The sequence below is a fragment of the Burkholderia ubonensis genome, from assembly GCF_902833085.1.
GTDB lineage: Bacteria > Pseudomonadota > Gammaproteobacteria > Burkholderiales > Burkholderiaceae > Burkholderia > Burkholderia ubonensis.
On record NZ_CADFEB010000005.1, the window covers coordinates 422,518 to 446,466 of the forward strand.

The 23,949-nt window shown below is 68.0% G+C and carries 17 protein-coding genes and 2 tRNA genes; 9 read left to right on the forward strand and 10 right to left on the reverse strand.

Annotated features, from left to right (window positions below):
- Positions 1-68: 68 nt before the first annotated feature.
- The gene (locus HWX31_RS16395) at positions 69-1,706 is read right to left on the reverse strand and encodes a 3-(methylthio)propionyl-CoA ligase (protein WP_174965840.1); all 1,638 of its coding nucleotides are present in this window, start codon (positions 1,704-1,706) and stop codon (positions 69-71) included.
- Between the two features lie 112 nt (positions 1,707-1,818).
- Here HWX31_RS16395 and HWX31_RS16400 point away from each other — a divergent pair, with 112 nt between their 5' ends.
- The 5 genes from HWX31_RS16400 to HWX31_RS16420 all read left to right on the forward strand — a co-directional run bounded on the left by HWX31_RS16400 (position 1,819) and on the right by HWX31_RS16420 (position 5,577).
- Positions 1,819-3,396, forward strand: a complete 1,578-nt coding sequence (locus HWX31_RS16400) for a protein adenylyltransferase SelO (RefSeq protein ID WP_174965841.1) — start codon at positions 1,819-1,821, stop codon at positions 3,394-3,396.
- 38 nt (positions 3,397-3,434) lie between these two features.
- Complete coding sequence (gene msrB, locus HWX31_RS16405; protein ID WP_059611584.1) at positions 3,435-3,866, forward strand: peptide-methionine (R)-S-oxide reductase MsrB; 432 nt, start codon at positions 3,435-3,437, stop codon at positions 3,864-3,866.
- A gap of 69 nt (positions 3,867-3,935) precedes the next feature.
- Positions 3,936-4,466 carry a septation protein A gene (locus HWX31_RS16410; protein WP_010092152.1) on the forward strand — a complete coding sequence of 177 codons (531 nt, stop codon included), beginning with the start codon at positions 3,936-3,938 and terminating at the stop codon, positions 4,464-4,466.
- Position 4,467: 1 nt separating this feature from the next.
- Positions 4,468-4,776, forward strand: a complete 309-nt coding sequence (locus HWX31_RS16415; RefSeq protein ID WP_059611586.1) for a BolA family protein — start codon at positions 4,468-4,470, stop codon at positions 4,774-4,776.
- Positions 4,777-4,797: 21 nt separating this feature from the next.
- On the forward strand, positions 4,798-5,577 hold the full coding sequence (locus HWX31_RS16420) for a peptidylprolyl isomerase (protein ID WP_059611588.1): 780 nt from the start codon (positions 4,798-4,800) through the stop codon (positions 5,575-5,577).
- Positions 5,578-5,656: 79 nt separating this feature from the next.
- Here the strand turns inward: HWX31_RS16420 and HWX31_RS16425 are convergent, their stop codons facing one another.
- On the reverse strand, positions 5,657-6,199 hold the full coding sequence (locus HWX31_RS16425) for a GNAT family N-acetyltransferase (protein WP_174965842.1): 543 nt from the start codon (positions 6,197-6,199) through the stop codon (positions 5,657-5,659).
- Positions 6,200-6,203: 4 nt separating this feature from the next.
- A complete protein-coding gene (gene purL / locus HWX31_RS16430; protein ID WP_174965843.1) occupies positions 6,204-10,268 on the reverse strand; it encodes a phosphoribosylformylglycinamidine synthase in 4,065 nt (1,354 codons plus the stop codon).
- A 240-nt stretch (positions 10,269-10,508) separates the two neighbouring features.
- On the opposite strand from purL, the gene HWX31_RS16435 reads away from it, so the two are divergent.
- From HWX31_RS16435 to pgi, 3 genes are all read left to right on the forward strand, one after another.
- A complete protein-coding gene (locus tag HWX31_RS16435; protein WP_174965844.1) occupies positions 10,509-11,813 on the forward strand; it encodes an FAD-dependent oxidoreductase in 1,305 nt (434 codons plus the stop codon).
- A gap of 44 nt (positions 11,814-11,857) precedes the next feature.
- Entirely contained in the window at positions 11,858-13,438 is a 1,581-nt protein-coding gene (locus HWX31_RS16440) for an NAD(P)H-hydrate dehydratase (RefSeq protein ID WP_175933944.1), read from the forward strand.
- Between the two features lie 113 nt (positions 13,439-13,551).
- A complete protein-coding gene (gene pgi, locus HWX31_RS16445) occupies positions 13,552-15,174 on the forward strand; it encodes a glucose-6-phosphate isomerase (protein WP_174962096.1) in 1,623 nt (540 codons plus the stop codon).
- Positions 15,175-15,222: 48 nt separating this feature from the next.
- On the opposite strand, the gene HWX31_RS16450 is transcribed toward pgi, so the two are convergent.
- Positions 15,223-15,936 carry an ABC transporter ATP-binding protein gene (locus HWX31_RS16450; RefSeq protein WP_174962094.1) on the reverse strand — a complete coding sequence of 238 codons (714 nt, stop codon included), beginning with the start codon at positions 15,934-15,936 and terminating at the stop codon, positions 15,223-15,225.
- Here HWX31_RS16450 and HWX31_RS16455 point away from each other — a divergent pair.
- Positions 15,935-16,615 (forward strand): arylesterase, encoded by a 681-nt coding sequence (locus HWX31_RS16455; protein ID WP_174962092.1) that lies wholly within the window; start codon positions 15,935-15,937, stop codon positions 16,613-16,615. The genes HWX31_RS16450 and HWX31_RS16455 overlap by 2 nt on opposite strands.
- Before the next feature lie 89 nt (positions 16,616-16,704).
- Here the strand turns inward: HWX31_RS16455 and HWX31_RS16460 are convergent, their stop codons facing one another.
- From HWX31_RS16460 to clpP, 6 genes are all read right to left on the reverse strand, one after another.
- Positions 16,705-18,639 (reverse strand): SurA N-terminal domain-containing protein, encoded by a 1,935-nt coding sequence (locus tag HWX31_RS16460; protein ID WP_174962090.1) that lies wholly within the window; start codon positions 18,637-18,639, stop codon positions 16,705-16,707.
- Between the two features lie 182 nt (positions 18,640-18,821).
- Positions 18,822-18,898: transfer RNA gene (locus tag HWX31_RS16465), tRNA-Asp, on the reverse strand.
- Positions 18,899-18,921: 23 nt separating this feature from the next.
- Positions 18,922-18,997: transfer RNA gene (locus HWX31_RS16470), tRNA-Val, on the reverse strand.
- A gap of 192 nt (positions 18,998-19,189) precedes the next feature.
- On the reverse strand, positions 19,190-21,613 hold the full coding sequence (gene lon / locus HWX31_RS16475) for an endopeptidase La (protein WP_059611604.1): 2,424 nt from the start codon (positions 21,611-21,613) through the stop codon (positions 19,190-19,192).
- A 199-nt stretch (positions 21,614-21,812) separates the two neighbouring features.
- Complete coding sequence (gene clpX / locus HWX31_RS16480; protein WP_174962088.1) at positions 21,813-23,084, reverse strand: ATP-dependent Clp protease ATP-binding subunit ClpX; 1,272 nt, start codon at positions 23,082-23,084, stop codon at positions 21,813-21,815.
- A gap of 160 nt (positions 23,085-23,244) precedes the next feature.
- Positions 23,245-23,898 (reverse strand): ATP-dependent Clp endopeptidase proteolytic subunit ClpP, encoded by a 654-nt coding sequence (gene clpP, locus HWX31_RS16485; RefSeq protein WP_010092137.1) that lies wholly within the window; start codon positions 23,896-23,898, stop codon positions 23,245-23,247.
- Positions 23,899-23,949 lie beyond the last annotated feature (51 nt).

Here is a 23,949-nt window from a genome sequence, read left to right on the forward strand (position 1 = left end):
GCAGCATACAACGAAAAAGCACGGTCGTTCAATTTGAATTTGAACGCGATTCGGGGGCGGAACGAACGCTAGCAGTCCGCCGTCGGCAGCGTGTAATCGCGGAACATGTCGCGCAGCTTCAGCTTCTGCAGCTTGCCCGTAGCGGTGTGCGGCAGCGCGTCGACGAACACGACGTCATCGGGAATCCACCATTTCGCAACCTTGCCGTCATAGAACGCGAGCAGTTCCTCCCGGCTCACGTCGGCGCCGTCCCGCAGGACCACGACCAGGAGCGGCCGCTCGGTCCACTTCGGGTGCGCGCAGGCGATGCACGCGGCCTCGGCGACCGCCGGATGCGCGACCGCGACGTTCTCGATGTCGATCGAGCTGATCCACTCGCCGCCCGACTTGATCACGTCCTTGCTGCGGTCGGTGATCTGCAGGAAGCCGTCCGGATCGATCGTCGCGACGTCGCCGGTCGGGAACCAGCCGTCCGCGAGCGGCGACGCGTCGCTGCGGAAGTAGCGGTCGACCACCCACGGTCCGCGCACCTGCAGCTCGCCGAACGCGACGCCGTCCCACGGCAACTCGCGGCCGTCGTCGCCGACGATCCGCATGTCGACGCCGCAGATCACGCGCCCCTGCTTCTCGAGCACCTTGCGCTGCGCGTCGAGCGGACGTTGCGACTGCGCCCAGGTCAGCTTCGCGAGCGTGCCGAGCGGCGACATCTCGGTCATGCCCCACGCGTGGATCACGCGCACGTCGTACTCGTCCTCGAACGTGCGCAGCATCGCCGGCGGGCATGCGGAGCCGCCGATCACGGTGCGCTCGAGCGTCGAGAAGCGCACGCCCGCTTCGCGCATGTAGTTGAGCAGTCCGAGCCACACGGTCGGCACGCCCGCCGAGAAGGTCACGCGCTCGGCCTCCATCAGCGCGTACAGCGACTTGCCGTCGAGGTCCTTGCCGGGCAGCACGAGCTTGCCGCCCGTGAGCGGCACCGAGTAAGGCAACCCCCATGCGTTGACATGGAACATCGGCACGACGGGCAGCACCGCGTCCATCGCGGACAGGTTCATCGCGTCGGGCAGCGCCGCGCCGTACGCGTGCAGCACGGTCGAGCGGTGCGAATACAGCACGCCCTTCGGGTTGCCGGTCGTGCCCGACGTGTAGCAGAGCCCCGACGCCTGCTGCTCGTCGAGGCGCGGCCAGTCGTAGCGGCCGTCCTCCGCTTCGACGAGCGTCTCGTAGCACAGGAACGGCGTCGCGCCGGCGGGCAGGTGCGCGGCGTCGGTCATCGCGATCCAGCCCTGCACATGCGGGCATTGCGGCGCGAGCGCGTCGACGAGCGGCGCGAAATTGATGTCGAAGAAGACGTAGCGGTCTTCCGCGTGGTTGACGATATAGGCGATCTGCTCGGGAAACAGGCGCGGGTTGATCGTGTGGCAGACGGCGCCCATGCCGCTGATCCCGTAGTACGCCTCCAGATGCCGGTAGCCGTTCCATGCGAGCGTGCCGACACGCTCGCCCGCTGCGACGCCGAGCCGCGCGAGCGCCTGCGCGAGCTGCTTCGCGCGCCGTTCGCAGTCGCGATACGTGTAGCGATGCAGGTCGCCCTCGATCCGCTTCGACACGATCTCGACCGCGCCCGCGTGACGCGCGGCATGCGTGATCAACGAGGACACCAGGAGCGGCATGTCCATCATCTGGCCCAGCAACGGCTTACCCATCGTCTTGTTCTCCCGGAAGGACGCGAATCGGTGTACAGCCTCGGCCCGGCGCGCCGCCATGCGGGCGGCGCGAGGCCGCCTTACAATATCGGCTAAACCAGAGGCGCTCAACATGTCGTTTTCCCGAAGCGCAGCCGATCCGGCTGACACCCTGCCCGATCTCCCCGATCTTGCCGCCACGCTCGGCGCGCCCGCCGACGGCGCATTCGTGCGGCTCGGCGCGGCATTTCACACGCGCCTGCCGGCCGCGCCGCTGCCCGCCCCCTACGTGGTCGGCTTCTCCGACGAAGTCGCGCGGCTGCTCGGGCTGCCGGCGGCGCTCGCCGGCCATCCGCAGTTCGCCGGGCTGTTCGCCGGCAATCCGACCCGCGACTGGCCCGCCGACGCGATGTCGTACGCGTCGGTCTATTCGGGCCACCAGTTCGGCGTATGGGCCGGCCAGCTCGGCGACGGCCGCGCGCTGACCATCGGCGAGCTCGACGGCACGGACGGCCGCCGCTACGAGCTGCAGCTGAAGGGCAGCGGCCGCACGCCGTACTCGCGGATGGGCGACGGACGCGCGGTGCTGCGCTCGTCGATCCGCGAATTCCTGTGCTCCGAGGCGATGCATCACCTCGGCATCCCGACCACGCGCGCGCTGACCGTGATCGGCTCCGACGCGCCGGTGGTCCGCGAGGAAATCGAAACGTCGGCCGTCGTCACGCGCGTGTCCGAAAGCTTCGTGCGTTTCGGCCACTTCGAGCACTTCTTCTCGAACGACCGCCCCGACCTGCTGCGCGCGCTCGCCGATCACGTGATCGAGCGCTTCTACCCCGCCTGCCGCGACGCCGACGATCCGTACCTCGCGCTGCTCGAAGCGGCGACGCTGCGCACCGCCGACCTCGTCGCGCAATGGCAGGCGGTCGGCTTCTGCCACGGCGTGATGAACACCGACAACATGTCGATCCTCGGCGTGACGATCGACTACGGCCCGTTCGGCTTCGTCGACGCATTCGACGCGAACCACATCTGCAACCACTCCGATACGCACGGCCGCTACGCGTACCGGATGCAGCCGCGCATCGCGCACTGGAACTGCTACTGCCTCGCACAGGCGCTGCTGCCGCTGATCGGGCTGCAGCACGACATCGCCGACGACGACGCGCGCGCCGAACGCGCGGTCGAGGACGCGCAGGCCGTGCTCGCGAAGTTTCCGGAGCGCTTCGGCCCCGCGCTCGAACGCCTGATGCGCGCGAAGCTCGGCCTCGAGGTCGAACGCGACGGCGACGCGGCGCTCGCGAACCGGCTGCTCGAAGTCATGCACGCGAGCCATGCGGACTTCACGCTGACGTTCCGCCATCTGTCGCAACTGTCGAAGCACGACGCGAGCCGCGATGCGCCGGTGCGCGACCTGTTCATCGACCGCGACGCGTTCGACGCATGGGCGAACCTCTACCGCGCGCGCCTGTCCGAGGAAGCACGCGACGATGCGGCGCGCGCCGCCGCGATGAATCGCGTGAATCCGAAGTACGTGCTGCGCAACCATCTGGCCGAGATCGCGATCCGGCACGCGAAGGAAAAGGATTTTTCCGAAGTCGAACGGCTCGCGCAGGTGCTGCGCCGGCCGTTCGACGAACAGCCCGAATACGCGTCGTACGCGGCGCTTCCGCCCGACTGGGCCGGCTCGCTCGAAGTGAGCTGCTCGTCGTGACGCCCGCGTCCCGACCGTTCCATCAGGAGAAACGACACATGTCCCACGATTCAGACGACAAGTCCTATCCGTACCAGAAAGACGACGCGGAACTGCGCCGCCGGCTCACGCCGATGCAGTACGAAGTCACGCAGCACGCGGCGACCGAGCGCGCATTCACCGGCGAATACACCGACACGGAAGACGCCGGCATCTACAAATGCGTCGTATGCAGCACGCCGCTGTTCGAATCCGGCGCGAAATTCCATTCCGGCTGCGGCTGGCCCAGCTACTTCAAGCCGCTCAACGGCGAAGTGATCGAGGAAGTGATGGACTACACGCACGGGATGGTGCGCGTCGAGGTCCGCTGCAACCACTGCGGCGCGCATCTCGGCCACGTGTTCGAGGACGGCCCGCGCGACCAGACCGGCTTGCGTTACTGCATCAATTCGGCTGCGTTAAACTTCGACTCCCGACCCGAAGACCAATAAGCGGCGCTTCGCGGGCCCCTACAACGGTGAAAGGCCGCGCAAGCGGCCTTTCACGCAGCTGCGATCATCATGAAATTTTTGTTCGATCTGTTTCCGATCATCCTGTTTTTCGCCGCCTTCAAGGTGTGGGATATCTTCACCGCGACCGCCGTCGCGATCGTCGCGACGCTCGTTCAAGTCGCGTGGGTCGCGTTCCGGCACCGGAAGGTCGACACGCTGCAGTGGGTCAGCCTCGGACTGATCGTCGTGTTCGGCGGCGCGACGCTCGTGCTGCACAACCAGAAATTCATTCAGTGGAAATTGACCGTGCTTTACTGGCTATTTGCAATCGGCCTGCTCGCCGCGCGCTACGCGTTCGGCAACAACCTGATCGAGAAAATGATGGGCAAGCAGCTCACGCTGCCGCACCCCGTCTGGGACAGGCTCAACGTCGCATGGTCGCTGTTCTTCGCGGCGCTCGGCGCGGTCAACCTGTACGTGATGCGCAACTTCACCGAATCGCAGTGGGTGAATTTCAAGCTGTTCGGCACGACGGGCGCGATGGTCGTGTTCATCATCCTGCAGAGCCTCTGGCTCGCAAAATACCTGAAGGACGAATGACATGAGCGATGCCTTCCTGAACGCATCGCCCGACGCGCGCATCGCGCTGATCGAGGCGCGCCTCAACGCCGCGCTCGCGCCCGTATCGCTCGCGGTGCGCGACGACAGCGCGCAGCACGCGGGCCACGCCGGCGCGGCCGCCGGCGGCCACTACACGGTCACGATCGTGTCCGCCGCATTCGCCGGCAAGGCGCGCGTCGCCCGGCACCGGCTGGTGTATGATGCGCTCGCTGATGCGATGCAGCGCGGCATTCACGCGCTCGCGATCGTCGCGTACACGCCCGAAGAATTCAACGAATCTTCAATCTAGTCGTCTCATTAGGAATTCCCGATGATCCTGAAATCCCCCCGCCTGTGGGCCGCAGCGGCCGCTCTCGCAGCAGCGCCGGCCTTCGCCCAGAACATCGCCGTCGTCAACGGCACGCCGATTCCGAAGTCGCGCGCCGACGCGATGGTCGCGCAGCTGGTCCAGCAAGGCCAGCCCGACAGCCCGCAGATGCAGCAGGCCGTGCGCCAGGAACTCGTGAACCGCGAAATCCTGATGCAGGAAGCCATTCGCCGCGGCATCCCGAATCGTCCGGACGTGAAGGCGCAAGTCGCCGTCGCGCAGCAGACCGTCGTGCTGCGCGCGATGATCGAGGACTTCCTGAAGAAGAACCAGCCGACCGACGCCGAAGTGAAGGCGCGCTACGACGAACTGGTGAAGGGCGTCGCGAACCGCGAATTCCACCTGCACCACATCCTCGTCGACAACGAGCAGCAGGCGAAGGACCTGATCGCGAAGATCAAGGCCGGCGCGAAGTTCGAGGATCTCGCGAAGCAATACTCGAAGGACCCGGGTTCGGGCAAGAACGGCGGCGATCTCGACTGGGCCGATCCGAAGGCGTACGTGCCGGAATTCGCGGCGGCCGCGACGAAGCTGCAGAAAGGCCAGATGACCGACGAGCCGGTGAAGACCCAGTTCGGCTGGCACATCATCCGCGTCGACGACATCCGCGCCGTCGCGCCGCCCCCGTTCGACCAGGTCAAGCCGCAGATCGCGCAACAGATGGTCCAGCAGAAGCTGCAGGCGTTCGAGGAAAGCCTGCGGCAGCAGGCCAAGGTGCAGTAACGCCACGCTGCGCCGCATACGAGAAAGCCGCTCCACGGAGCGGCTTTTTCTTTTTGCCGGCACGCGAAGCGCAGTGCCGCTACGCGCAGAACGACGCGTGATACCGCACTTCACCCGCCGGACGTGGCGCTGCGGCATCGAACGGCAGCACCATCAGGTATTCCGGCGGCGCCTGCGGAAACACGATGTCGCCCGCGGGCCCGAAGCCGAAGCGCGCGTAATAGGCGGGCTCGCCGAGCACGACGCAGCCGCGCGCGCCGAGCCGCCGCAGCGCATCGAGACCGGTGCGCACGAGCCCCGCGCCGACGCTTTGCCGCTGGCAGTCGGGCAGCACCGCGAGCGGCGCGAGCCCGTACCAGCCTGATTCACCGCCGTCGCCGACCGTCCCGATCATCACCGAGGAAAACGCGACATGCCCGATGATGCGCTCGTCGCGCTCCGCGACGAGCGACACGCTGAGGCTGCCGTCCGCACGCAGCGCGTCGACGATCCGCTGCTCGAACTGCCCGTGTTGCGGCGCAGCCGCAAACGCCGCGGCGATCACGCGGGCAATCGCCGCGACGTCGCTCGCGCGCTCGTCGCGCAGCGTGACGACGTCGACCGGTGCATGCGGATCGAACATCGCGTCAGCCGATCCAGCGGCGCGCGTTGCGGAACACGCGCAGCCACGGGCTCGCCTCGCCCCAGCCTTCCGGGTGCCAGCTCATCGTGACCGTACGGTGCACGCGCTCCATGTGCGGCATCAGCACCGTGAAGCGGCCGTCGGCGGTCGTCACCGACGTGATGCCGGCGGGCGACCCGTTCGGGTTGAACGGATAGCCCTCGGTCGCGTTGCCGCGATGGTCGACGTAGCGCATCGCGACCGCGACGCGATCGATGTCGCCCTGCTGCGAGAAGTCCGCATAGCCTTCGCCGTGCGCGACCGCGACCGGAATCCGCGAGCCTTCCATCCCCGCGAAGAAGATCGACGGCGACGACTGGACCTCGACGAACGAGAAGCGCGCCTCGAACTGCTCGGACTTGTTGCGCGTGAACTTCGGCCACGCATCCGCGCCCGGGATCATCGACGCGAGGCTCGACAGCATCTGGCAGCCGTTGCAGATGCCGAGCGCGAACGTGTCCTGCCGCGCGAAGAACGCCGAGAACATGTCGGCGAGGTTCGCGTTGAAGCGGATCGTCTTCGCCCAGCCCTCGCCCGCGCCCAGCACGTCGCCGTACGAGAAGCCGCCGCACGCGACCGCGCCCGCGAAATCGGCGAGCGTCGCGCGGCCCGCGAGCAGGTCGCTCATGTGCACGTCGTGCGCGTCGAAGCCCGCGCGGTCGAACGCATACGCGGTTTCGAGATGCGAGTTCACGCCCTGCTCGCGCAGGATCGCGACACGCGGACGCGCGCCCGTCGCGATGTACGGCGCGGCGATGTCGTCGGCCGGCTCGAACGTCAGCACCGGCGAGATGCCCGGGTCGGCCGCGTCGAGCAGCGCGTCGTATTCGGCGTCCGCGCAGGCCGGGTTGTCGCGCAGGCGCGCGATGCGCCAGCTCACCTCGCCCCACGCGCGATGCAGCTCGGCGCGCGGCGCGTCGTAGATCTTCTTCGCGTCGCGGTACACCTCGATCACGTCGCGCTCGTTGACCGAGCCGATCACGTGCGAGCACATCGACAGCCCGAACTCGCGCAGCGCGCCGAGCACCGCGTCGCGGTCCGCCGCGCGCACCTGCACGACGGCGCCGAGCTCTTCCGAGAACAGCGCGCGCAGCGTGCGGTCCTCGCGGCGGCCGCTCGTCTGCTTCGCCCAGTCCTTCGCGTCGCCATAGTCGGATTCATGATTGGCGTCGAGCGTCAGCATGTCGACGTTCAGCGACACGCCAGCGTGGCCCGCGAACGCCATTTCGCAGACCGTCGCCCACAGGCCGCCGTCCGAGCGGTCGTGGTACGCGAGCAGCTTGCCTTGCGCATTCAGCGACTGGATCGCGTTGAAGAAACGCTTCAGGTCCTCCGGATCGTCGACGTCCGGCGTCGCGTCGCCGACCTGCTGCGTAACCTGCGCGAAGATGCTGCCTGCCATCCGGTTCTTGCCGCGGCCGAGGTCGATCGCGATCAGCACGCTGTCGCCGGCGTCGGCGACACGCTGCAGTTGCGGCGTCAGGTGACGGCGCACGTCTTCGACCGGCGCGAATGCGGAGATGATCAGCGACACCGGCGAAACGACTTCCTTCGCGACGCCCTGCTCGTCCCACTTCGTCTTCATCGACAGCGAATCCTTGCCGACCGGGATGCCGATGCCGAGCGCCGGGCACAGCTCCATGCCGATCGCCTTCACCGTATCGAACAGCGCGGCGTCTTCGCCGGCGGTGCCGCACGCGGCCATCCAGTTCGCGGACAGCTTCAGCTTGTCGAGCGACGCGATCGGCGCGCTCGCGATATTGGTGATCGCCTCGCCGACCGCCATGCGGCCCGACGCGGGCGCGTCGATCACGGCGAGCGGCGTGCGCTCGGCCATCGTCATCGCCTCGCCCCCGAAGCCCGCGTAGTCGAGCGCCGTCACCGCGCAGTCGGCCACCGGCACCTGCCACGGGCCGACCATCTGGTCGCGCACCGACGTGCCGCCGACCGAGCGGTCGCCGATCGTGATCAGGAACGACTTGCTCGCGACCGTCGGATGCTTCAGCACGTCGACCGCGACCTGCGCGAGCGCGACGCCCGTGACGTCGACCGGTGCGCGCTCGGTGCTCACGCGCGTGACGTCGCGGTGCATGCGCGGCGGTTTGCCGAGCAGCACTTCCATCGGCATGTCGACCGGGTATTCGTCAGCGCCCGTCGCCTCGTCGTCGACGAGCCGCAGCTGGCGCTCGTCCGTCGCGACGCCGACCACCGAGAACGGGCAGCGCTCGCGCGCGCAGATCGCCTCGAAGCGCGGCAGGTCGGCCGGCGCGATTGCCAGCACGTAGCGCTCCTGCGCCTCGTTCGACCAGATCTCGCGCGGCGACAGGCCCGACTCCTCGAGCGCAACCTTGCGCAGCTCGAAACGCGCGCCCTTGCCCGCGCCGTCGACGATCTCGGGGAACGCGTTCGACAGGCCGCCCGCGCCGACGTCGTGAATGCTCAGGATCGGGTTATCGTCGCCGAGCTGCCAGCAGCCGTTGATCACTTCCTGCGCGCGCCGCTCGATTTCCGGGTTGCCGCGCTGCACCGAGTCGAAGTCGAGCTCGGCCGTGTTCGCGCCGGTCGCCATCGAGCTCGCCGCGCCGCCGCCCATGCCGATCCGCATGCCGGGGCCGCCGATCTGGATCAGCAGGGAGCCGGCCGGCACGTCGTGCTTGTGCGTGTGCGCGTCGGAGATGTTGCCGAGGCCGCCCGCGATCATGATCGGCTTGTGATAGCCGCGCACCTGGCCGCCGACGTTCTGCTCGTACACGCGGAAGTAGCCGCCGAGGTTCGGGCGGCCGAATTCGTTGTTGAACGCGGCGCCGCCGAGCGGGCCGTCGATCATGATCTGCAGCGGCGACGCGATGCGGTCCGGGCGGCCGTACGGGCCGTGCTGCTCGTTCGGGTTGCGCTCGGCCACCGGCTGCGCGGCGTCGCGCGCGTTTTCCCACGGCTGGCGCGCGTCGGGCAGGTCGAGGTTCGACACCGTGAAGCCCGTCAGGCCCGCCTTCGGCCGCGCGCCGCGGCCCGTCGCGCCTTCGTCGCGGATCTCGCCGCCCGCGCCGGTCGCCGCGCCCGGGAACGGCGAGATCGCCGTCGGGTGGTTGTGCGTCTCGACCTTCATCAGCGTGTGCGTGAGCTCGGTGTGGCGGCCGTAGCGCTCACCGGGCTCGCCGGCCGCGCCCGCGCCGCGCGGGAACCAGCGCTCCGCTTGCGCGCCCATCATGATCGACGAGTTGTCCGAATACGCGACGATCGTGCCTTGCGGGCTCAGCTTCTCGGTGTTGCGGATCATCGCGAACAGCGACATGTCCTGCGCGTCGCCGTCGATCGTCCACTGCGCGTTGAAGATCTTGTGGCGGCAGTGCTCGCTGTTCGCCTGCGCGAACATCATCAGCTCGACGTCGGTCGGGTTGCGCTCGAGCTTGCGGAACGCGTCGACCAGGTAGTCGATCTCGTCGTCGGCGAGCGCGAGGCCCAGCTCGACGTTCGCGCGCTCGAGCGCGCCGCGGCCCTGCGCGAGCACGTCGACCGTCGCGAGCGGCTTGGCCGGTAGCTCGTCGAACAGGTGCTTCGCGTCGTCGCGCGACGTGACCGCGCTTTCGGTCATCCGGTCGTGCAGCGCGGCCGCGACCGCGGCGCGCGCGTCGTCGGACAGCGCCTTCTTGCCGCCGAGCAGGCCCGACTTCAGCGTGACCGTGTACTCGACGCCGCGCTCGATGCGGCGCACGTGCGTGAGGCCGCAGTGCTGCGCGATGTCGGTCGCCTTGCTCGCCCACGGCGAGACCGTGCCGAAGCGCGGCAGCACGACGAAAGTCTCGACCGCGCCCTTCTCGGCCGCCGGCTCGAACGGCGCGCCGTAGTGCATCAGCGCGTCGATGCGCGCGCTGTCATCGGCCGACAGCGGCTCGCCGGCATTGACGAAGTGCAGAAACTGGCCGCGCACCGCGACGATGTTGGCGTCGATTTGCCTGAGCGTGTCGAGCAGACGGGTTTGACGGAAATCGGAGAGGGCCGAAGCGCCGGGAAAACACGAGAAGTGAGCCATGGGCTGGACTGACGTCGATGAGTCGCGCAAGGTGGCGACGTGGGGCGAAAGGAAGGCCGTAATTATACCCGGAAGTCGGGCGCCCAAACCCGTCCGCGGCGCGCGCCGGGCGTGCCCGAACCGGTCGCGGGCCGCGCGCCGCCGGTTTGGCGCTATCATTGCCGGTTCACCGGGCCCCGCGGCCCGTCACGCGAATCACCCACCGGGCGGCCGGACGGCCGCCCGTCATCGAAGCAATCCATGGATGTCATCGTCATCGGCGGCGGAATCAGCGGCGTCGCCACCGCCTACCAGCTGCGCGCGGCCGGCCACCGCGTGTGCGTGGTCGAACGCCACGCGACCGTCGCGCAAGGCGCGACCTACGGCGATGGCGGCACGCTGCTGCCGAGCCCGCTCGACGTCTGGTTCGGGCCGACCTTCATGCGCCAGCGCCAGCCGCGCGACAGCGGCATCGTCTACAAGCCGGGGCTGAACGGCGGCGTGCGCCGCTTCGTGAAGCGGCTCGGCGAGCTGCGCGCGCCCGACGCGTTCGCCACCCAGTACGCGCGGCTGCGCCCGCTGGTCGACGCGTCGCGCGACGCGCTCGCCGACATCGAAGCCCGCTTCGATCTCGACTTCGAGCAGAAGACCGGCGTGCTGCACGTCGTGCGCGACGCCGGCGACTGGGACACCGCGCAGCCCGCGCTCGAGCTGCTGCGCACGCTCGACCTGCCGCACCGCGTGCTGACGGCCGCCGAATGCGCGGCGCTCGAGCCGTCGGTGCCCGCCGAGCCCGGCTTCGCCGGCGGCGTGCTGCTCGAGAGCGAGCGCACCGCGAACTGCCCGCTGTTCACGAAGCTGGTCAAGCAGGTGCTCGACGAGCACGGCGTGCAGTTCCGCTTCGGCGCCGAAGTCGCCGCGATCCGCGCGGACGCCGGCCGCGCCGCGGTCGAGCTCGCGCCGCCGGGCGCCGACCGGCGCGCGTCGAAGGCGCGCGAGGTCGACGTGATTTCTGCCGACGCGATCGTGGTCGCCGCCGGCGCGAGCAGCCTCGCGCTGCTCGAGCGGCTCGGCATGCACGTGCCGCTGCATCCGATGCGCGTTCACACGCTGACCGCGCCGGTCGCCTACGTCGAACACGCGCCGCACCTGGCCGTCGTCGATTCGATCAAGCGCATCTCGATGACCCGCACCCACCAGCGGCTGCGCGTCGGCGGCGGCGCAGTGCTGCAGAGCCTGCAGGACACCGCGCGGCCGCTCGCCGAGCCGTTGTCGGAGGCCGCGCTCGCGCTGCTCGGCCAGGCCGTCCACGACTGGGTGCCCGGCGCCGCGAAGATCTCCGCGGCGCTGTCGTGGCAAGGCACGCAGCTGCTGTCGCCGGACGGCCTGCCGGTCGTCGGTCCGACCTCGCATCCGCGCGTGTTCGCCAATTTCGGGCACGGCCCGGCCGGTTGGGGCCTCGCATGCGGGTCTGCTAAAGTGGTGGCGGATTACATCGGCGGCGCTGCGCAGCACTGGCCCGCCGACACGCTCGCCGCGCTGCGCGCCGAGCGCTTCTCGCCCTGACCGGCCGCGCGGGCTCGCCCGGCGGCGCCGACCTTCCTGCCGCCATGACGCTCGCCCGCCCCGCCCGCCCCGCCCGCCCCGCCCATCCCGCCCACCCGCTTCCCGCCCCTGAACCGATCGCGCTGCTGCGCGTCGCCGACCTGCGCGCCGCCGAAACCGCCGCGGCCGCGGCGCTGCCGCCGCACACGCTGATGGCGCGCGCCGGCGCCGCCGCCGCGCGCTGGCTGTCCGAACGCGTGGGCGACGACGACCGCCCCGTCTGGTTCGCGGTCGGCCCCGGCAACAACGGCGGCGACGCGCTCGTCGCAGCGGCGGAACTGCAGCGGCTCGGCGTCGCGACGCACGCGTGGATGCCCGTCGCGGTGAAGCCCGACGACGCGCAATGGGCGCTCGGCGTCGCCCGCGCCGCCGGCGTGCCGGTTTCGGCGGAGCCCCCCGCCTCGCTCGACGGCTACGCATGGGTCGTCGACGGCCTGTTCGGCATCGGTCTCGGCCGCGCGCTCGACGGCGCGTTCGCGGAGCTCGCCGGGCGCATCGCCGCGCGCGCCCGCAGCGTCGGCCGCGTGCTCGCGCTCGACGTGCCGAGCGGGCTCGACAGCGACACCGGCCGAATCGTCGGCGCGGGCGCCGCGGTCGCCGCGACGCATACGCTGACCTTCATCGGCGCGAAGCCGGGCCTCTACATGAGCGAGGGACGCGATCTCGCCGGCGAGATCGCCGTCGCGTCGCTCGACGTCCCGCCCCCGGCCGCGCCCGCGGTAACGCTGAATGCCCCGGCACGGTTCGCCGCCGCGCTGCCCGTGCGCGCGTTCGCGTCGCACAAGGGCACGTTCGGCAGCCTGGCCGTGATCGGCGGCGACACCGGCATGTGCGGCGCGCCGATCCTTGCCGCGCGCGCCGCGCTGTTCGCCGGCGCGGGCAAGGTGCACGTCGGCTTCCTGGGCGCCGGCGCGCCGCCTTACGACCCGCCGTTTCCCGAGCTGATGCTGCATCCGGCCGACGCGCTGGATCTCGACATGATGACCGCGGTCGCGGCCGGTTGCGGCCTCGGTATGCGCGAAGCCGCGGCGACGCTCGTGCGCGACGTGCTGGCGCACGCTGCGCCCACGCTGCTCGACGCCGATGCGCTGAACCTGGTCGCCGCGCACGCCGATCTCGCGGCAGCGCTCGCGGCGCGCGGCGCGCACGGCCGCGCGTGCGTCCTGACCCCGCATCCGCTCGAGGCGGCCCGGCTGCTCGGCTGCGACACCGCGGCCGTGCAGCGCGACCGCCTCGACGCCGCGCACGCGCTCGCCGCGCGCTTCGCGAGCGTCGTCGTGCTGAAGGGCGCCGGCACCGTGATCGCCGCGCCCGACGGCCGCCTGACGGTCAATCCGACCGGCAACGCGGCGCTCGCGTCAGGCGGCACCGGCGACGTGCTCGGCGGCCTGATCGGCGCGCTGCTCGCGCAGCGCGTCGACCCGTACGCGGCCGCGCTCGCGGGCGTCTACCTGCACGGCCTCGCGGCCGACACGCTGGTCGCGAACGGCACGGGCCCGGCCGGCCTGACGGCCGGCGAACTCGCGCCGACGGTGCGCACGCTGATCAATCGCCTTTTTTACCCGTCGACGCGCGCGGACACATAACGCCGCTATACTGGGTCCCCCGCCGCGCGGCGGGCCACTCGTCCGCCGGCGGTCCGTTGCCGACTCGCCGGCGCGGCATTCCTCCCTCCGATTCACGCCTCACACGAACCGCCATGACGCTGAAATCGTTCCCCGCCTGGACTGCCCTGCAAAGCCACTTCGAACAGATCCGCAACGCCCGGTTGCGCGACTGGTTTGCCCCGGAAAACGATCCCGCGCCCACCCGCGCCGAGCGCTTCACACTCTCGGGCGGCGGCCTCGCAGCCGACTTCTCGAAGAACCGCATCACCGACGAGACGGTGCGCCTGCTCGCGCAGCTCGCGCGCGACGCCGGCGTCGAGGCGCGCCGCGACGCGATGTTCGCGGGCGACATCGTCAACCCGACCGAAGGCCGCGCCGCGCTGCACACCGCGCTGCGCGCGACCGATCCGCTCGCGCCGTTCCATGCGCAGATCAGCGCCGAGCGCGCGAAGATGGCGACGTTCGCGCGCGCCGTGCGCAGCGGCGCGTGGACCGGCTACACCGGCAAGCGCATCCGCCACGTGATCAACATCGGCATCGGCGGCTCGGACCTCGGCCCGAAGATGGTCGTGCACGCGCTGCACCACGTCGCGACGCCCGAGATCTCGACGCACTTCGTGTCGAACGTCGACGGCGCCGATCTCGCGCGCGTGCTCGAGCAGGTCGATCCGGAAGAAACGCTCGCGATCATCGTGTCGAAGACCTTCACGACGCTCGAGACGATGACGAACGCGCGCTCGCTGCGCGACTGGTTCGTCGCGAAGGGCTGCCCGGAGGATGCGCTGTCGAAGCACTTCGTCGGCGTGTCGGCGAACCCGGCCGAAGTCGTCCGGTTCGGCATCGACGAGAACAACGTGTTCGAGATGTGGGATTGGGTCGGCGGCCGCTACTCGCTGTGGTCGGCGGTCGGCCTGTCGATCATGATCGCGATCGGCCCGGAACAGTTCGACGAGCTGCTTGCCGGCGCGAACGACATGGACCGCCATTTCCGCGAAGCGCCGCTCGAGCGCAACCTGCCGGTGCTGCTCGGGATGATCGGCATCTGGTATCGCAACTTCTTCGGCTCGCAGAGCTATCTCGTCGCGCCGTATTCGGAAGCGCTGCATTACCTGCCGTCGTACCTGCAGCAGCTCGAGATGGAGAGCAACGGCAAATCCGCGCGCCTCGACGGCACGTTCGTCGACTACCCGACGTCCGCCGTGACCTGGGGCGAGCCGGGCACCAACGGCCAGCATGCGTTCTTCCAGATGCTGCACCAGGGGCCGACGATCGTGCCGATCGACTTCGTCGCCGTGCTGACGCCCGAGCATCCGCTCGCGAGCCATCATCCGAAGCTGCTTGCGAACTGCTTCGCGCAGAGCGAGGCACTGATGCTCGGCCGCACGCTCGACGAAGCGCGCAAGGTCGCCGGGCCCGGCAACGAGGCGCTCGCGCCGCACCTGACGTTCCCCGGCAACCGCCCGACGACGACGCTGCTCATCGACGCGCTGACGCCCCGCTCGCTCGGCGCGCTGATCGCGCTCTACGAGCACAAGGTGCTGGTGCAGGCGTCGGTGTGGCAGATCAATCCGTTCGACCAGTGGGGCGTCGAGCTCGGCAAGATCCTCGGCAAGGTGGTCGAGGCCGACCTGGCCGCCGAGGCTGTCGATCCGGCGAAGCACGATTCGTCGACCACCGCGCTGATCGCCCGCGCGCGCGCCGCGCTCAAGCGCTGATGCGCAACCGGCCGCGCGTGCACGCGCAGCCGGGCCGTCGACGATCCATCAGGCGCCGTGCTGCGCCGCACGCGGCGCCACGATCCGCCCCGCGTCGAGCGTCACCGTCGTCGCGCAGCGGCGCGCGAGCTCCGGATCGTGCGTGACGAGCACGAGCGTCGAGCCGTGCGTGCGATTGAGTTCGAACATCAGGTCGATGACCGCATGACCGGTCGCCGCATCGAGGCTGCCCGTCGGCTCGTCGGCGAACAGGATCGACGGCCGGGTGACGAACGCGCGCGCGAGCGCGACGCGCTGCTGCTCGCCGCCGGACAGCAGCTTCGGATAGTGGGTGATGCGTTCGCCGAGCCCGACCTGCACGAGCAGCGCCCGCGCGCGGTCGGCCGCGTCGCGCGCGCTAACGCCGCCTTGCAGCTCGAGCGGCAGCATCACGTTTTCGAGCGCGGTCAGATGCGGCATCAGCTGGAACGACTGGAACACGAACCCGACCGCGCCGTTGCGCAGTGCCGCACGCGCGTCCTCGTCGAGCTGGTCGAGCGGCTGGCCGAGCAGCCGAACCGTGCCGCTCGTCGCGCTGTCCAACCCCGCAAGCAGGCCGAGCAGCGTCGATTTGCCGGACCCCGACGCGCCGACGATCGCGAGGCTGCTGCCGGAGCGCACCGTCAGATCGATGCCGTCGAGGATCGTCAGCTCGCCCGTCGCATCGGCGACACGCTTGCATACGTGATGGACTTCGATGATCGGATCGCTAATCTTGAGCATGGATACGACAACTCGCAGGAATAGACGCGCGGCACTGGCCGCACTGCTGAGCGGCGTGCTCGCCGCAACCGCGGCCGGCGTCGCTTGCGCCGCGACGCCGCCGGCCGCCTCGTCGGGCCAGCCGGTGATCGTCGTGCTGGGCGACAGCCTGTCGGCCGAATACGGGCTGCCGCGTGATACCGGATGGGTCGCGCTGCTGCGGCAACGGCTCGCCACCGAGCGGATCGATTATAGCGTCGCTAACGCGAGCGTCAGCGGCGACACCACGAGCGGCGGACGCGCCCGCCTGCCCGCCGTCCTCACGCGGCTCAAGCCCGCGATCGTCGTCGTCGAGCTCGGCGCGAACGACGCACTGCGCGGCGTGCCGCTCGCGACGACCGAACGCAATCTGCGCGAGATCGTCGCCGACGCGCAGCGCGCGCGCGCGAAGGTCGTGCTGGTCGGCATGTTCGTCCCACCCAATTACGGCCCCGACTACACGCAGAAGTTCCATGGCATCTATACGCGGCTGTCGAAGGATCTCGGCGTCCCGCTCGTGCCGTTCCTGCTGGCAGGCATCGAGAACCGGCCCGACATGTTCCAGGCCGACCAGATCCATCCGACCCGGCAGGCGCAGGGTGTGCTGCTCGACAACGTGTGGCCGTCGCTGAAGCCGCTGCTCGGCAAACCGCGCGGCTGAACATGCGCCGCGCCGGCAGCCTGCAGGCGCCCGGCCAGCAAAAAGCCCCGCTCGATTGGCGGGGCTTTTTGCTGTCGACGCGGCGGAGATCAGTTTCCGCCGTCCTGCGCGGCATTCGCGGTCGAACCGTACAGCTTCACCTTCGAACGATCGCGCAGCGCGGCAAGATAGGCTTCGCCTTCGCTCTGCGCGTCGACCTGCGCCATCTGCTGCTGCGCGGCCGCGAGCTGCTGCGGATCGACCGCGGAGCCCGGGATCACCGCATTCACACGGTAGACCGCATAGCCGTCCGCGCCGAGATCGACGCCGACGTAGGCCGGCAGCGCCTTCGCGTCGACCTTGTAGACCGCGCTCAGCGCCGCGGGCGTCAGGCCGTGCGACTGCGTGCGCGACAGGGTTGCCGCCGGCGCGAAGCCCGTGGTCGCCTTGGACTTCTGCAGCTCGGCGAGCTTTGCCGCGCCGTCCTTCTTCGCGAGTTCCGCTGCCTGCTCGGCGATCACCTTCTGGCGCACCGCATCCTTGATCGCGTCGAGCGCGGGCACGGCGGCCGGCTTGTAGTCGGTCACGCGCGCCGAGATCAGCGTGTTGCTGCCGATGTCGATCGCCTGCGTGTTGTTCCGGTTCTTCACGGAGTCGGTCGCGAACACCGCAGCCAGGAACTTCGCATTGTTCAGCGGGCTCGTGGGCGGCAGCGCGGGGTTCGGCGTCGACGTGACGGTGGCCGTCTGGATCGTCAGCTTGTACTTGTCCGCGGCCGGCTGCAGGCTCTTCGCCTTCTCGTAGACGGTCGACGTGAAGCCTTCCGCGTTGTCCGAGAACGCCTTCGACGCATACTGCTGCTTCAGCTCCACGGCGATCGCATCCTTCACTTCCGCGAACGGCTTCACGGCCGCCGGCTTCACTTCGGTCGCCTTCAGGATGTGCAAGCCCAGATCCGATTGCACGACGCCGCTCACGTCGCCCTGCTTCAGCGCGAACGCGGCATCGTCGAACGCCTTGCCGCCCGCCGTCGAGCCGCGCGTGATGAAGCCGAGGTCGCCGCCCTTCGCCGCCGACGGCGCGTCCTGCGAGCTCTTCTGTGCGATCTGCGCGAACTGGTCCGGATGCGCCTTCACGTCGGCGAGCAGCTGCTCGGCCTTCGCCTTCGCGGCCGCCTTGTCCGCGGCGCTTGCGTCGCCGGCCACCGCGATGAAGATGTGGCTCACGCGCACCTGCGCTTCGGTGCGGAAATGCGTCGGGTTGTCGTCGTAGAACTTCTTGATGTCCGCGTCGGTCGGCTGCGCGTTCGCCGCGGCGGCCGCCGGCGAATAGACGAGATACTGGATCGTCGCGGTCTCCGGCGTCGCGAAGCTCTGCTTGTGCGCGTCGTAATAGGCCGCGAGCTGCGCGTCGGTCGGCTGCACCTTCGACGCGTAGTCGCTCGTCTTCAGCACGAGCGCCTGCACTTCACGCTGCTGCGCAGCGAGTTCGGACAGCCGCTGCGCGAGGCTCTTCGGCGTGAACGCGCTCGACACGATGCTGGCCGGAATCTGCTGCAGCGCCAGGCTGTAGCGCACGCGCTCCTGGTACTGCGTGGGCGTCATGCCCTGGAACGACAGCAGCTGCGCATAGCGCTCGACGTCGATCGAGCCGTCGGGCTTCTTCAGCGACGCGATCATCGGGTCGCTCAGCAGCGACTCGCGCACCGCGTTGTCGGACGCGGTCAGGTGCAGACGCTGCGTCTCGTCGGCCAGCACGCGCTGCTGGATCAGGCCGTCGAGCACTTCCTTGCGGTGCTCGGGCGTGTCGAACGACTTCAGGTCGAACTGCGCGCCGAGCGCCTGACGCGCGCGATCGATCTGCTGACGGTACGTTCCGTCGAATTCGACTCGCGTGATCTTGTGCCCGTTGACCGCCGCGACGTTCGCGCTTTCATCGAAGAAGCCGCGGAAGCCTTGGATCCCGACGAAACCCAGCCCCGGCAACACGATCAGGAGCAGGAGCGCCATCATCAGGCGCTGGTGATTACGGAAGAAATCGAGCATGCGTGACGGGGTGTGTATTGGACAAAACGCCCGATATTACAACAGCGGGCAGGAAAAAAGGCGAAACGGGGGATTCGCGATCGGGCGGACAGGCTCGCCGCCGCGCTGCGAGCCGCGCAATGCGTGCACAAAAAATGGATATAAAAACAAAAATGCCCGCACGAGGCGGGCATTTATTGTCTTGGCGGAGCGGACGGGACTCGAACCCGCGACCCCCGGCGTGACAGGCCGGTATTCTAACCGACTGAACTACCGCTCCTTGGTCTGGCTGAATCGCGAAACTGGTGGGTGCTGAGAGGCTCGAACTCCCGACCTACGCCTTGTAAGGGCGCCGCTCTACCAACTGAGCTAAGCACCCGTTCCGGATTCAATCTGGCTGCGATCTGCGTTTCGGCATCAACAACCAGCGAGCCCGCTAGTTTAATTCATCCCTCAGAACTTTACCAGCCCTGAATCGCGAAATTTTTGCAGCACCGATTTCAATCGGCGCGCCGCGCATAAAAAACCCGCGGACACGCCGCGGGTTTCGTGAACGACCGTCACATCAGGCTCAGTGCTTGACGACTTCCGTCGAGCCGGCATCCTTTGCCGTTTCCGCGACGGGCGCCGCAGCCTTGGCCTCTTCTTCCGGCGGCAGCGGCGTCGGCGACCGCTCGAGCGCGAGTTCGAGCACCTTGTCGATCCAGCGGACCGGCACGATCTCGATCGCGTTCTTCACGTTGTCCGGAATCTCCGCGAGATCCTTCACGTTCTCTTCCGGAATCAGCACGAGCTTGATGCCGCCGCGATGCGCGGCCAGCAGCTTCTCCTTCAGGCCGCCGATCGGCAGGACTTCGCCTCGCAGCGTGATCTCGCCCGTCATCGCGACGTCGGCGCGCACGGGGATCCCCGTCAACACCGACACCAGCGCGGTCGTCATCGCACCGCCGGCGGACGGACCGTCCTTCGGCGTCGCACCTTCCGGCACGTGGATGTGAATGTCCTGCTTCTCGAACGCTTCGTCCTTGATGCCCAGACGCCGCGAACGCGAACGCACGACCGAACGCGCGGCCTCGACCGACTCCTTCATCACGTCGCCGAGCGAACCGGTGCGGATCACGTTGCCCTTGCCCGGCATCACCGCGGCTTCGATCGTCAGCAGGTCGCCGCCGACTTCCGTCCACGCGAGGCCCGTCACCTGACCGACCTGGTTTTCCTTCGCCGCGAGGCCGAAGTCGTACTTGCGCACGCCGAGGAACGTGTCGAGGTTCTCGCCGTCGACCTTGATCGCGCCCGATGCCTTCTTCAGCAGCAGCATCTTCACGACCTTGCGGCAGATCTTCGACACTTCCCGCTCGAGCGAACGCACACCGGCTTCGCGCGTGTAGTAGCGGATGATGTCGCGGATCGCCTGCTCGGCGACCTCGATCTCGCCTTCCTTCAGGCCGTTGTTCTTCTTCTGCTTCGGCAGCAGGTAACGCTGCGCGATGCTGACCTTCTCGTCTTCCGTGTAGCCCGACAGACGGATCACTTCCATCCGGTCGAGCAGCGGCGGCGGGATGTTCAGCGAGTTCGACGTCGCGACGAACATCACGTCCGACAGGTCGAAGTCGACCTCGATGTAGTGATCGGCGAACGTGTGGTTCTGTTCCGGATCGAGCACTTCGAGCAGCGCCGACGACGGATCGCCGCGGAAATCCATGCCCATCTTGTCGACTTCGTCGAGCAGGAAGAGCGGATTGCGCACGCCGACCTTCGTGAGGCTCTGCAGGATCTTGCCCGGCATCGAACCGATGTACGTGCGGCGGTGGCCGCGGATCTCGGCCTCGTCACGCACGCCGCCCAGCGCCATGCGCACGAACTTGCGGTTCGTCGCGCGGGCGATCGACTGGCCGAGCGAGGTCTTGCCGACGCCCGGGGGCCCGACGAGGCACAGGATCGGCGCCTTGACCTTGTCGACGCGTTGCTGCACCGCGAGATACTCGAGGATGCGTTCCTTGACCTTCTCGAGGCCGAAGTGATCCTCGTCGAGCACCTGCTCGGCGTTCGACAGGTCGTTGTTGACCTTGCTCTTCTTGCGCCACGGCAGGCCGATCAGCGTGTCGATGTAGTTGCGCACGACCGTCGCTTCGGCCGACATCGGCGACATCAGCTTCAGCTTCTTCAGCTCGGCGTCGGCCTTCTTCTTCGCTTCCTTCGGCATGCGCGCGGCGTTGATGCGCTTCTCGAGCTCCTCGAGGTCCGCACCCTCTTCGCCTTCGCCCAGTTCCTTCTGGATCGCCTTGACCTGTTCGTTCAGGTAGTACTCGCGCTGGCTCTTCTCCATCTGGCGCTTCACGCGCCCGCGGATGCGCTTCTCGACCTGCAGGATGTCGATCTCGGCTTCGAGCTGCGCGAGCAGGTGCTCGAGGCGCTCGACGACCGGAAACATCTCGAGGATGTGCTGCTTCTGGTCGAGCTTGAGCGGCAGGTGCGCGGCGATCGTATCCGCGAGCCGGCCCGCTTCGTCGATGCCCGACAGCGACGTGAGGATCTCCGGCGGGATCTTCTTGTTCAGCTTCACATACTGGTCGAACTGCGACACGATCGCGCGGCGCAGCGCTTCCGTTTCCGCGCTGTCCGCGTGGTCCGGCTCGAGCGGCATCACCTCGCAGGAGAACTGCGTCTCCTGTTCCTCGATCGACAGCGCCTTCGCGCGCTGCAGGCCTTCGACCAGCACCTTCACGGTGCCGTCCGGCAGCTTCAGCATCTGCAGGATGTTGGCGACGCAACCGACCTCGTACATGTCCTTTTCGGTCGGCTCGTCCTTGGCCGCGGTCTTCTGGGCGACCAGCATGATGTGCTTGCCGCCTTCCATCGCTGCTTCGAGGGCCTTGATCGATTTCGGCCGGCCCACGAAGAGCGGAATCACCATGTGCGGGAAAACGACGACGTCCCGCAGCGGCAGCAGCGGGAGCGTGATGCGTTCCGGCGGGAGAAGTTGGGTGCCTGACATTTCATTTCCCCATGAGTGGAATCAATTGTTCGGTAATTGAGGCCGGCGCATCCGATTGCAAGGCCTCCCAGCGTGGGAAATATTCGGTAAGAAAGTAACCGCCGCGTGTTGAGTCAGATTACCCACAAGATAAACGAAAAAAAGCCGTTCACGCTTCGATGAACGGCCCTTTTTTGTCTGAACATCGCCGTCAAGCCGGTCAATTCGAACCCGCCACCTTCGGCGTGTCCTCATAGATCAACAGCGGCTTGCCGTCCCCATCGATGACGTTCTCGTCGATGATGACCTTGCTGACCCCTTTCATCGTCGGCAATTCGTACATCACGTCGAGCAGCGCCTGTTCGATGATCGAACGCAGACCGCGTGCGCCCGTCTTGCGACGGATCGCCTTGCGGGCCACCGCCTGCAGTGCGGCCGGGCGAATTTCCAGCTCGACGCGCTCCATCGCAAACAGCTTGTGATACTGCTTGACGAGCGCGTTCTTCGGCTCGACCAGGATCTTCATCAGCGCGGCCTCGTCCAGCTTGCCGAGCGTCGCGACGACCGGCAGACGGCCGATCAATTCGGGGATCAAACCGAATTTGATCAGATCCTCCGGCTCGACCTCGCGCAGCACCTCGCCGGCATCGCGCTCCTGCTTGCTCTTGACCGTCGCGCCAAAGCCGATGCCCGTCTTCTCGGTGCGGTCGGTGATCACCTTCTCCAGGCCGTCGAACGCGCCGCCGCAGATGAACAGGATGTTGGTCGTGTCGACCTGGATGAAATCCTGGTTCGGATGCTTGCGGCCGCCCTGCGGCGGCACCGACGCCATCGTGCCCTCGACGAGCTTCAGCAGCGCCTGCTGGACGCCCTCGCCCGACACGTCGCGGGTGATCGACGGGTTGTCCGACTTGCGGCTGATCTTGTCGATTTCGTCGATGTAGACGATCCCGCGCTGGGCCTTCTCGACCTCGTAGTTGCAGTTCTGCAACAGCTTCTGGATGATGTTCTCGACGTCCTCGCCGACGTAGCCGGCTTCGGTCAGCGTCGTCGCATCCGCGATCACGAACGGCACGTTCAACAGGCGCGCCAGCGTCTGCGCGAGCAGCGTCTTGCCGGAGCCCGTCGGGCCGATCAGCAGGATGTTGCTCTTCGACAGCTCGACGTCGTCCTTCTTGTCGAGATGCTTGAGACGCTTGTAGTGGTTGTAGACGGCTACCGCGAGGATTTTCTTCGCGCGCTCCTGCCCGATCACGTACTGATCGAGGATGTCGCGAATTTCCTGCGGGCTCGGCAGATCCGTCCGGGACAGGCTCGCCTCGACGCCCGCGGCTGCCGCCTCGTCACGAATGATCTCGTTGCACAGGTCGATGCACTCATCGCAGATGAAGACCGACGGGCCGGCAATGAGCTTTTTCACCTCATGCTGACTCTTGCCGCAAAACGAGCAATACAACAGCTTCTCGCTGTTCGAACCTTTTTTGTCCGCCATGAATGTATGAGCCTCCGGACAGGTAAATGACATGATACGCCGAATGCTCCGCGCGCCACGACCTAGGGCGCGACCTGAGCCGGCTGGATGCGCTTGCCGAAGTTGCTCGGGGCGTATCGGGCGTGCCGCCGCCAATGGGGCGGCACCCCACTAAGAAAGATCACGGACGCTTCAACAGCACCTGATCGATCAGCCCGTACGCCTTCGCGTCCTCGCTCGACATGAAGTTGTCGCGGTCAGTGTCGCGCGCGATGCGCTCGACATCCTGGCCCGTGTGCTGCGCGAGCAGCTGGTTGAGCCGCTCCTTCAGGTAGAGGATCTCGCGCGCCTGGATCTCGATGTCCGACGCCTGGCCACGCGCGCCGCCGAGCGGCTGGTGGATCATCACGCGCGAGTTCGGCAGCGCGAAACGCTTGCCCTTCGCGCCCGATGCGAGCAGGAACGCGCCCATGCTCGCGGCGAGGCCCATGCACAGCGTCGACACGTCCGGCTTGATGAACTGCATCGTGTCGTAGATCGCCATGCCGGCCGACACCGAGCCGCCCGGGCTGTTGATGTACAGGCTGATGTCCTTGTCCGGATTCTCGCTCTCGAGGAACAGCAGCTGCGCGACCACGAGGTTGGCGGTCTGGTCGTTCACTTCGCCGACCATGAACACCAGGCGCTCCTTCAGGAGACGCGAATAGATGTCGTACGAACGCTCGCCGCGGCCGCTCGTTTCGACGACGATCGGAACCAGCCCCAGCGCCTGGGCCTCGAAACCCTGCGGCGCGTTCGAAGCAAGCATGTCCAGCAATTCAGCGCGAGTGATCATTCAATGAGCCTTGTTCGAATGGGAAATTGAACGGAAGGAAGCCGCCCGCTC

What these genes read in the sequence shown, in the direction of transcription:
- HWX31_RS16395 (WP_174965840.1), bottom strand. Translation starts at nt 1,706, where the DNA reads ATGGGTAAGCCGTTGCTGGGCCAGATGATGGACATGCCGCTCCTGGTG.
- HWX31_RS16400 (WP_174965841.1), top strand. Translation starts at nt 1,819, where the DNA reads ATGTCGTTTTCCCGAAGCGCAGCCGATCCGGCTGACACCCTGCCCGAT.
- msrB (WP_059611584.1), top strand. Translation starts at nt 3,435, where the DNA reads ATGTCCCACGATTCAGACGACAAGTCCTATCCGTACCAGAAAGACGAC.
- HWX31_RS16410 (WP_010092152.1), top strand. Translation starts at nt 3,936, where the DNA reads ATGAAATTTTTGTTCGATCTGTTTCCGATCATCCTGTTTTTCGCCGCC.
- HWX31_RS16415 (WP_059611586.1), top strand. Translation starts at nt 4,468, where the DNA reads ATGAGCGATGCCTTCCTGAACGCATCGCCCGACGCGCGCATCGCGCTG.
- HWX31_RS16420 (WP_059611588.1), top strand. Translation starts at nt 4,798, where the DNA reads ATGATCCTGAAATCCCCCCGCCTGTGGGCCGCAGCGGCCGCTCTCGCA.
- HWX31_RS16425 (WP_174965842.1), bottom strand. Translation starts at nt 6,199, where the DNA reads ATGTTCGATCCGCATGCACCGGTCGACGTCGTCACGCTGCGCGACGAG.
- purL (WP_174965843.1), bottom strand. Translation starts at nt 10,268, where the DNA reads ATGGCTCACTTCTCGTGTTTTCCCGGCGCTTCGGCCCTCTCCGATTTC.
- HWX31_RS16435 (WP_174965844.1), top strand. Translation starts at nt 10,509, where the DNA reads ATGGATGTCATCGTCATCGGCGGCGGAATCAGCGGCGTCGCCACCGCC.
- HWX31_RS16440 (WP_175933944.1), top strand. Translation starts at nt 11,858, where the DNA reads ATGACGCTCGCCCGCCCCGCCCGCCCCGCCCGCCCCGCCCATCCCGCC.
- pgi (WP_174962096.1), top strand. Translation starts at nt 13,552, where the DNA reads ATGACGCTGAAATCGTTCCCCGCCTGGACTGCCCTGCAAAGCCACTTC.
- HWX31_RS16455 (WP_174962092.1), top strand. Translation starts at nt 15,935, where the DNA reads ATGGATACGACAACTCGCAGGAATAGACGCGCGGCACTGGCCGCACTG.
- HWX31_RS16450 (WP_174962094.1), bottom strand. Translation starts at nt 15,936, where the DNA reads ATGCTCAAGATTAGCGATCCGATCATCGAAGTCCATCACGTATGCAAG.
- HWX31_RS16460 (WP_174962090.1), bottom strand. Translation starts at nt 18,639, where the DNA reads ATGCTCGATTTCTTCCGTAATCACCAGCGCCTGATGATGGCGCTCCTG.
- lon (WP_059611604.1), bottom strand. Translation starts at nt 21,613, where the DNA reads ATGTCAGGCACCCAACTTCTCCCGCCGGAACGCATCACGCTCCCGCTG.
- clpX (WP_174962088.1), bottom strand. Translation starts at nt 23,084, where the DNA reads ATGGCGGACAAAAAAGGTTCGAACAGCGAGAAGCTGTTGTATTGCTCG.
- clpP (WP_010092137.1), bottom strand. Translation starts at nt 23,898, where the DNA reads ATGATCACTCGCGCTGAATTGCTGGACATGCTTGCTTCGAACGCGCCG.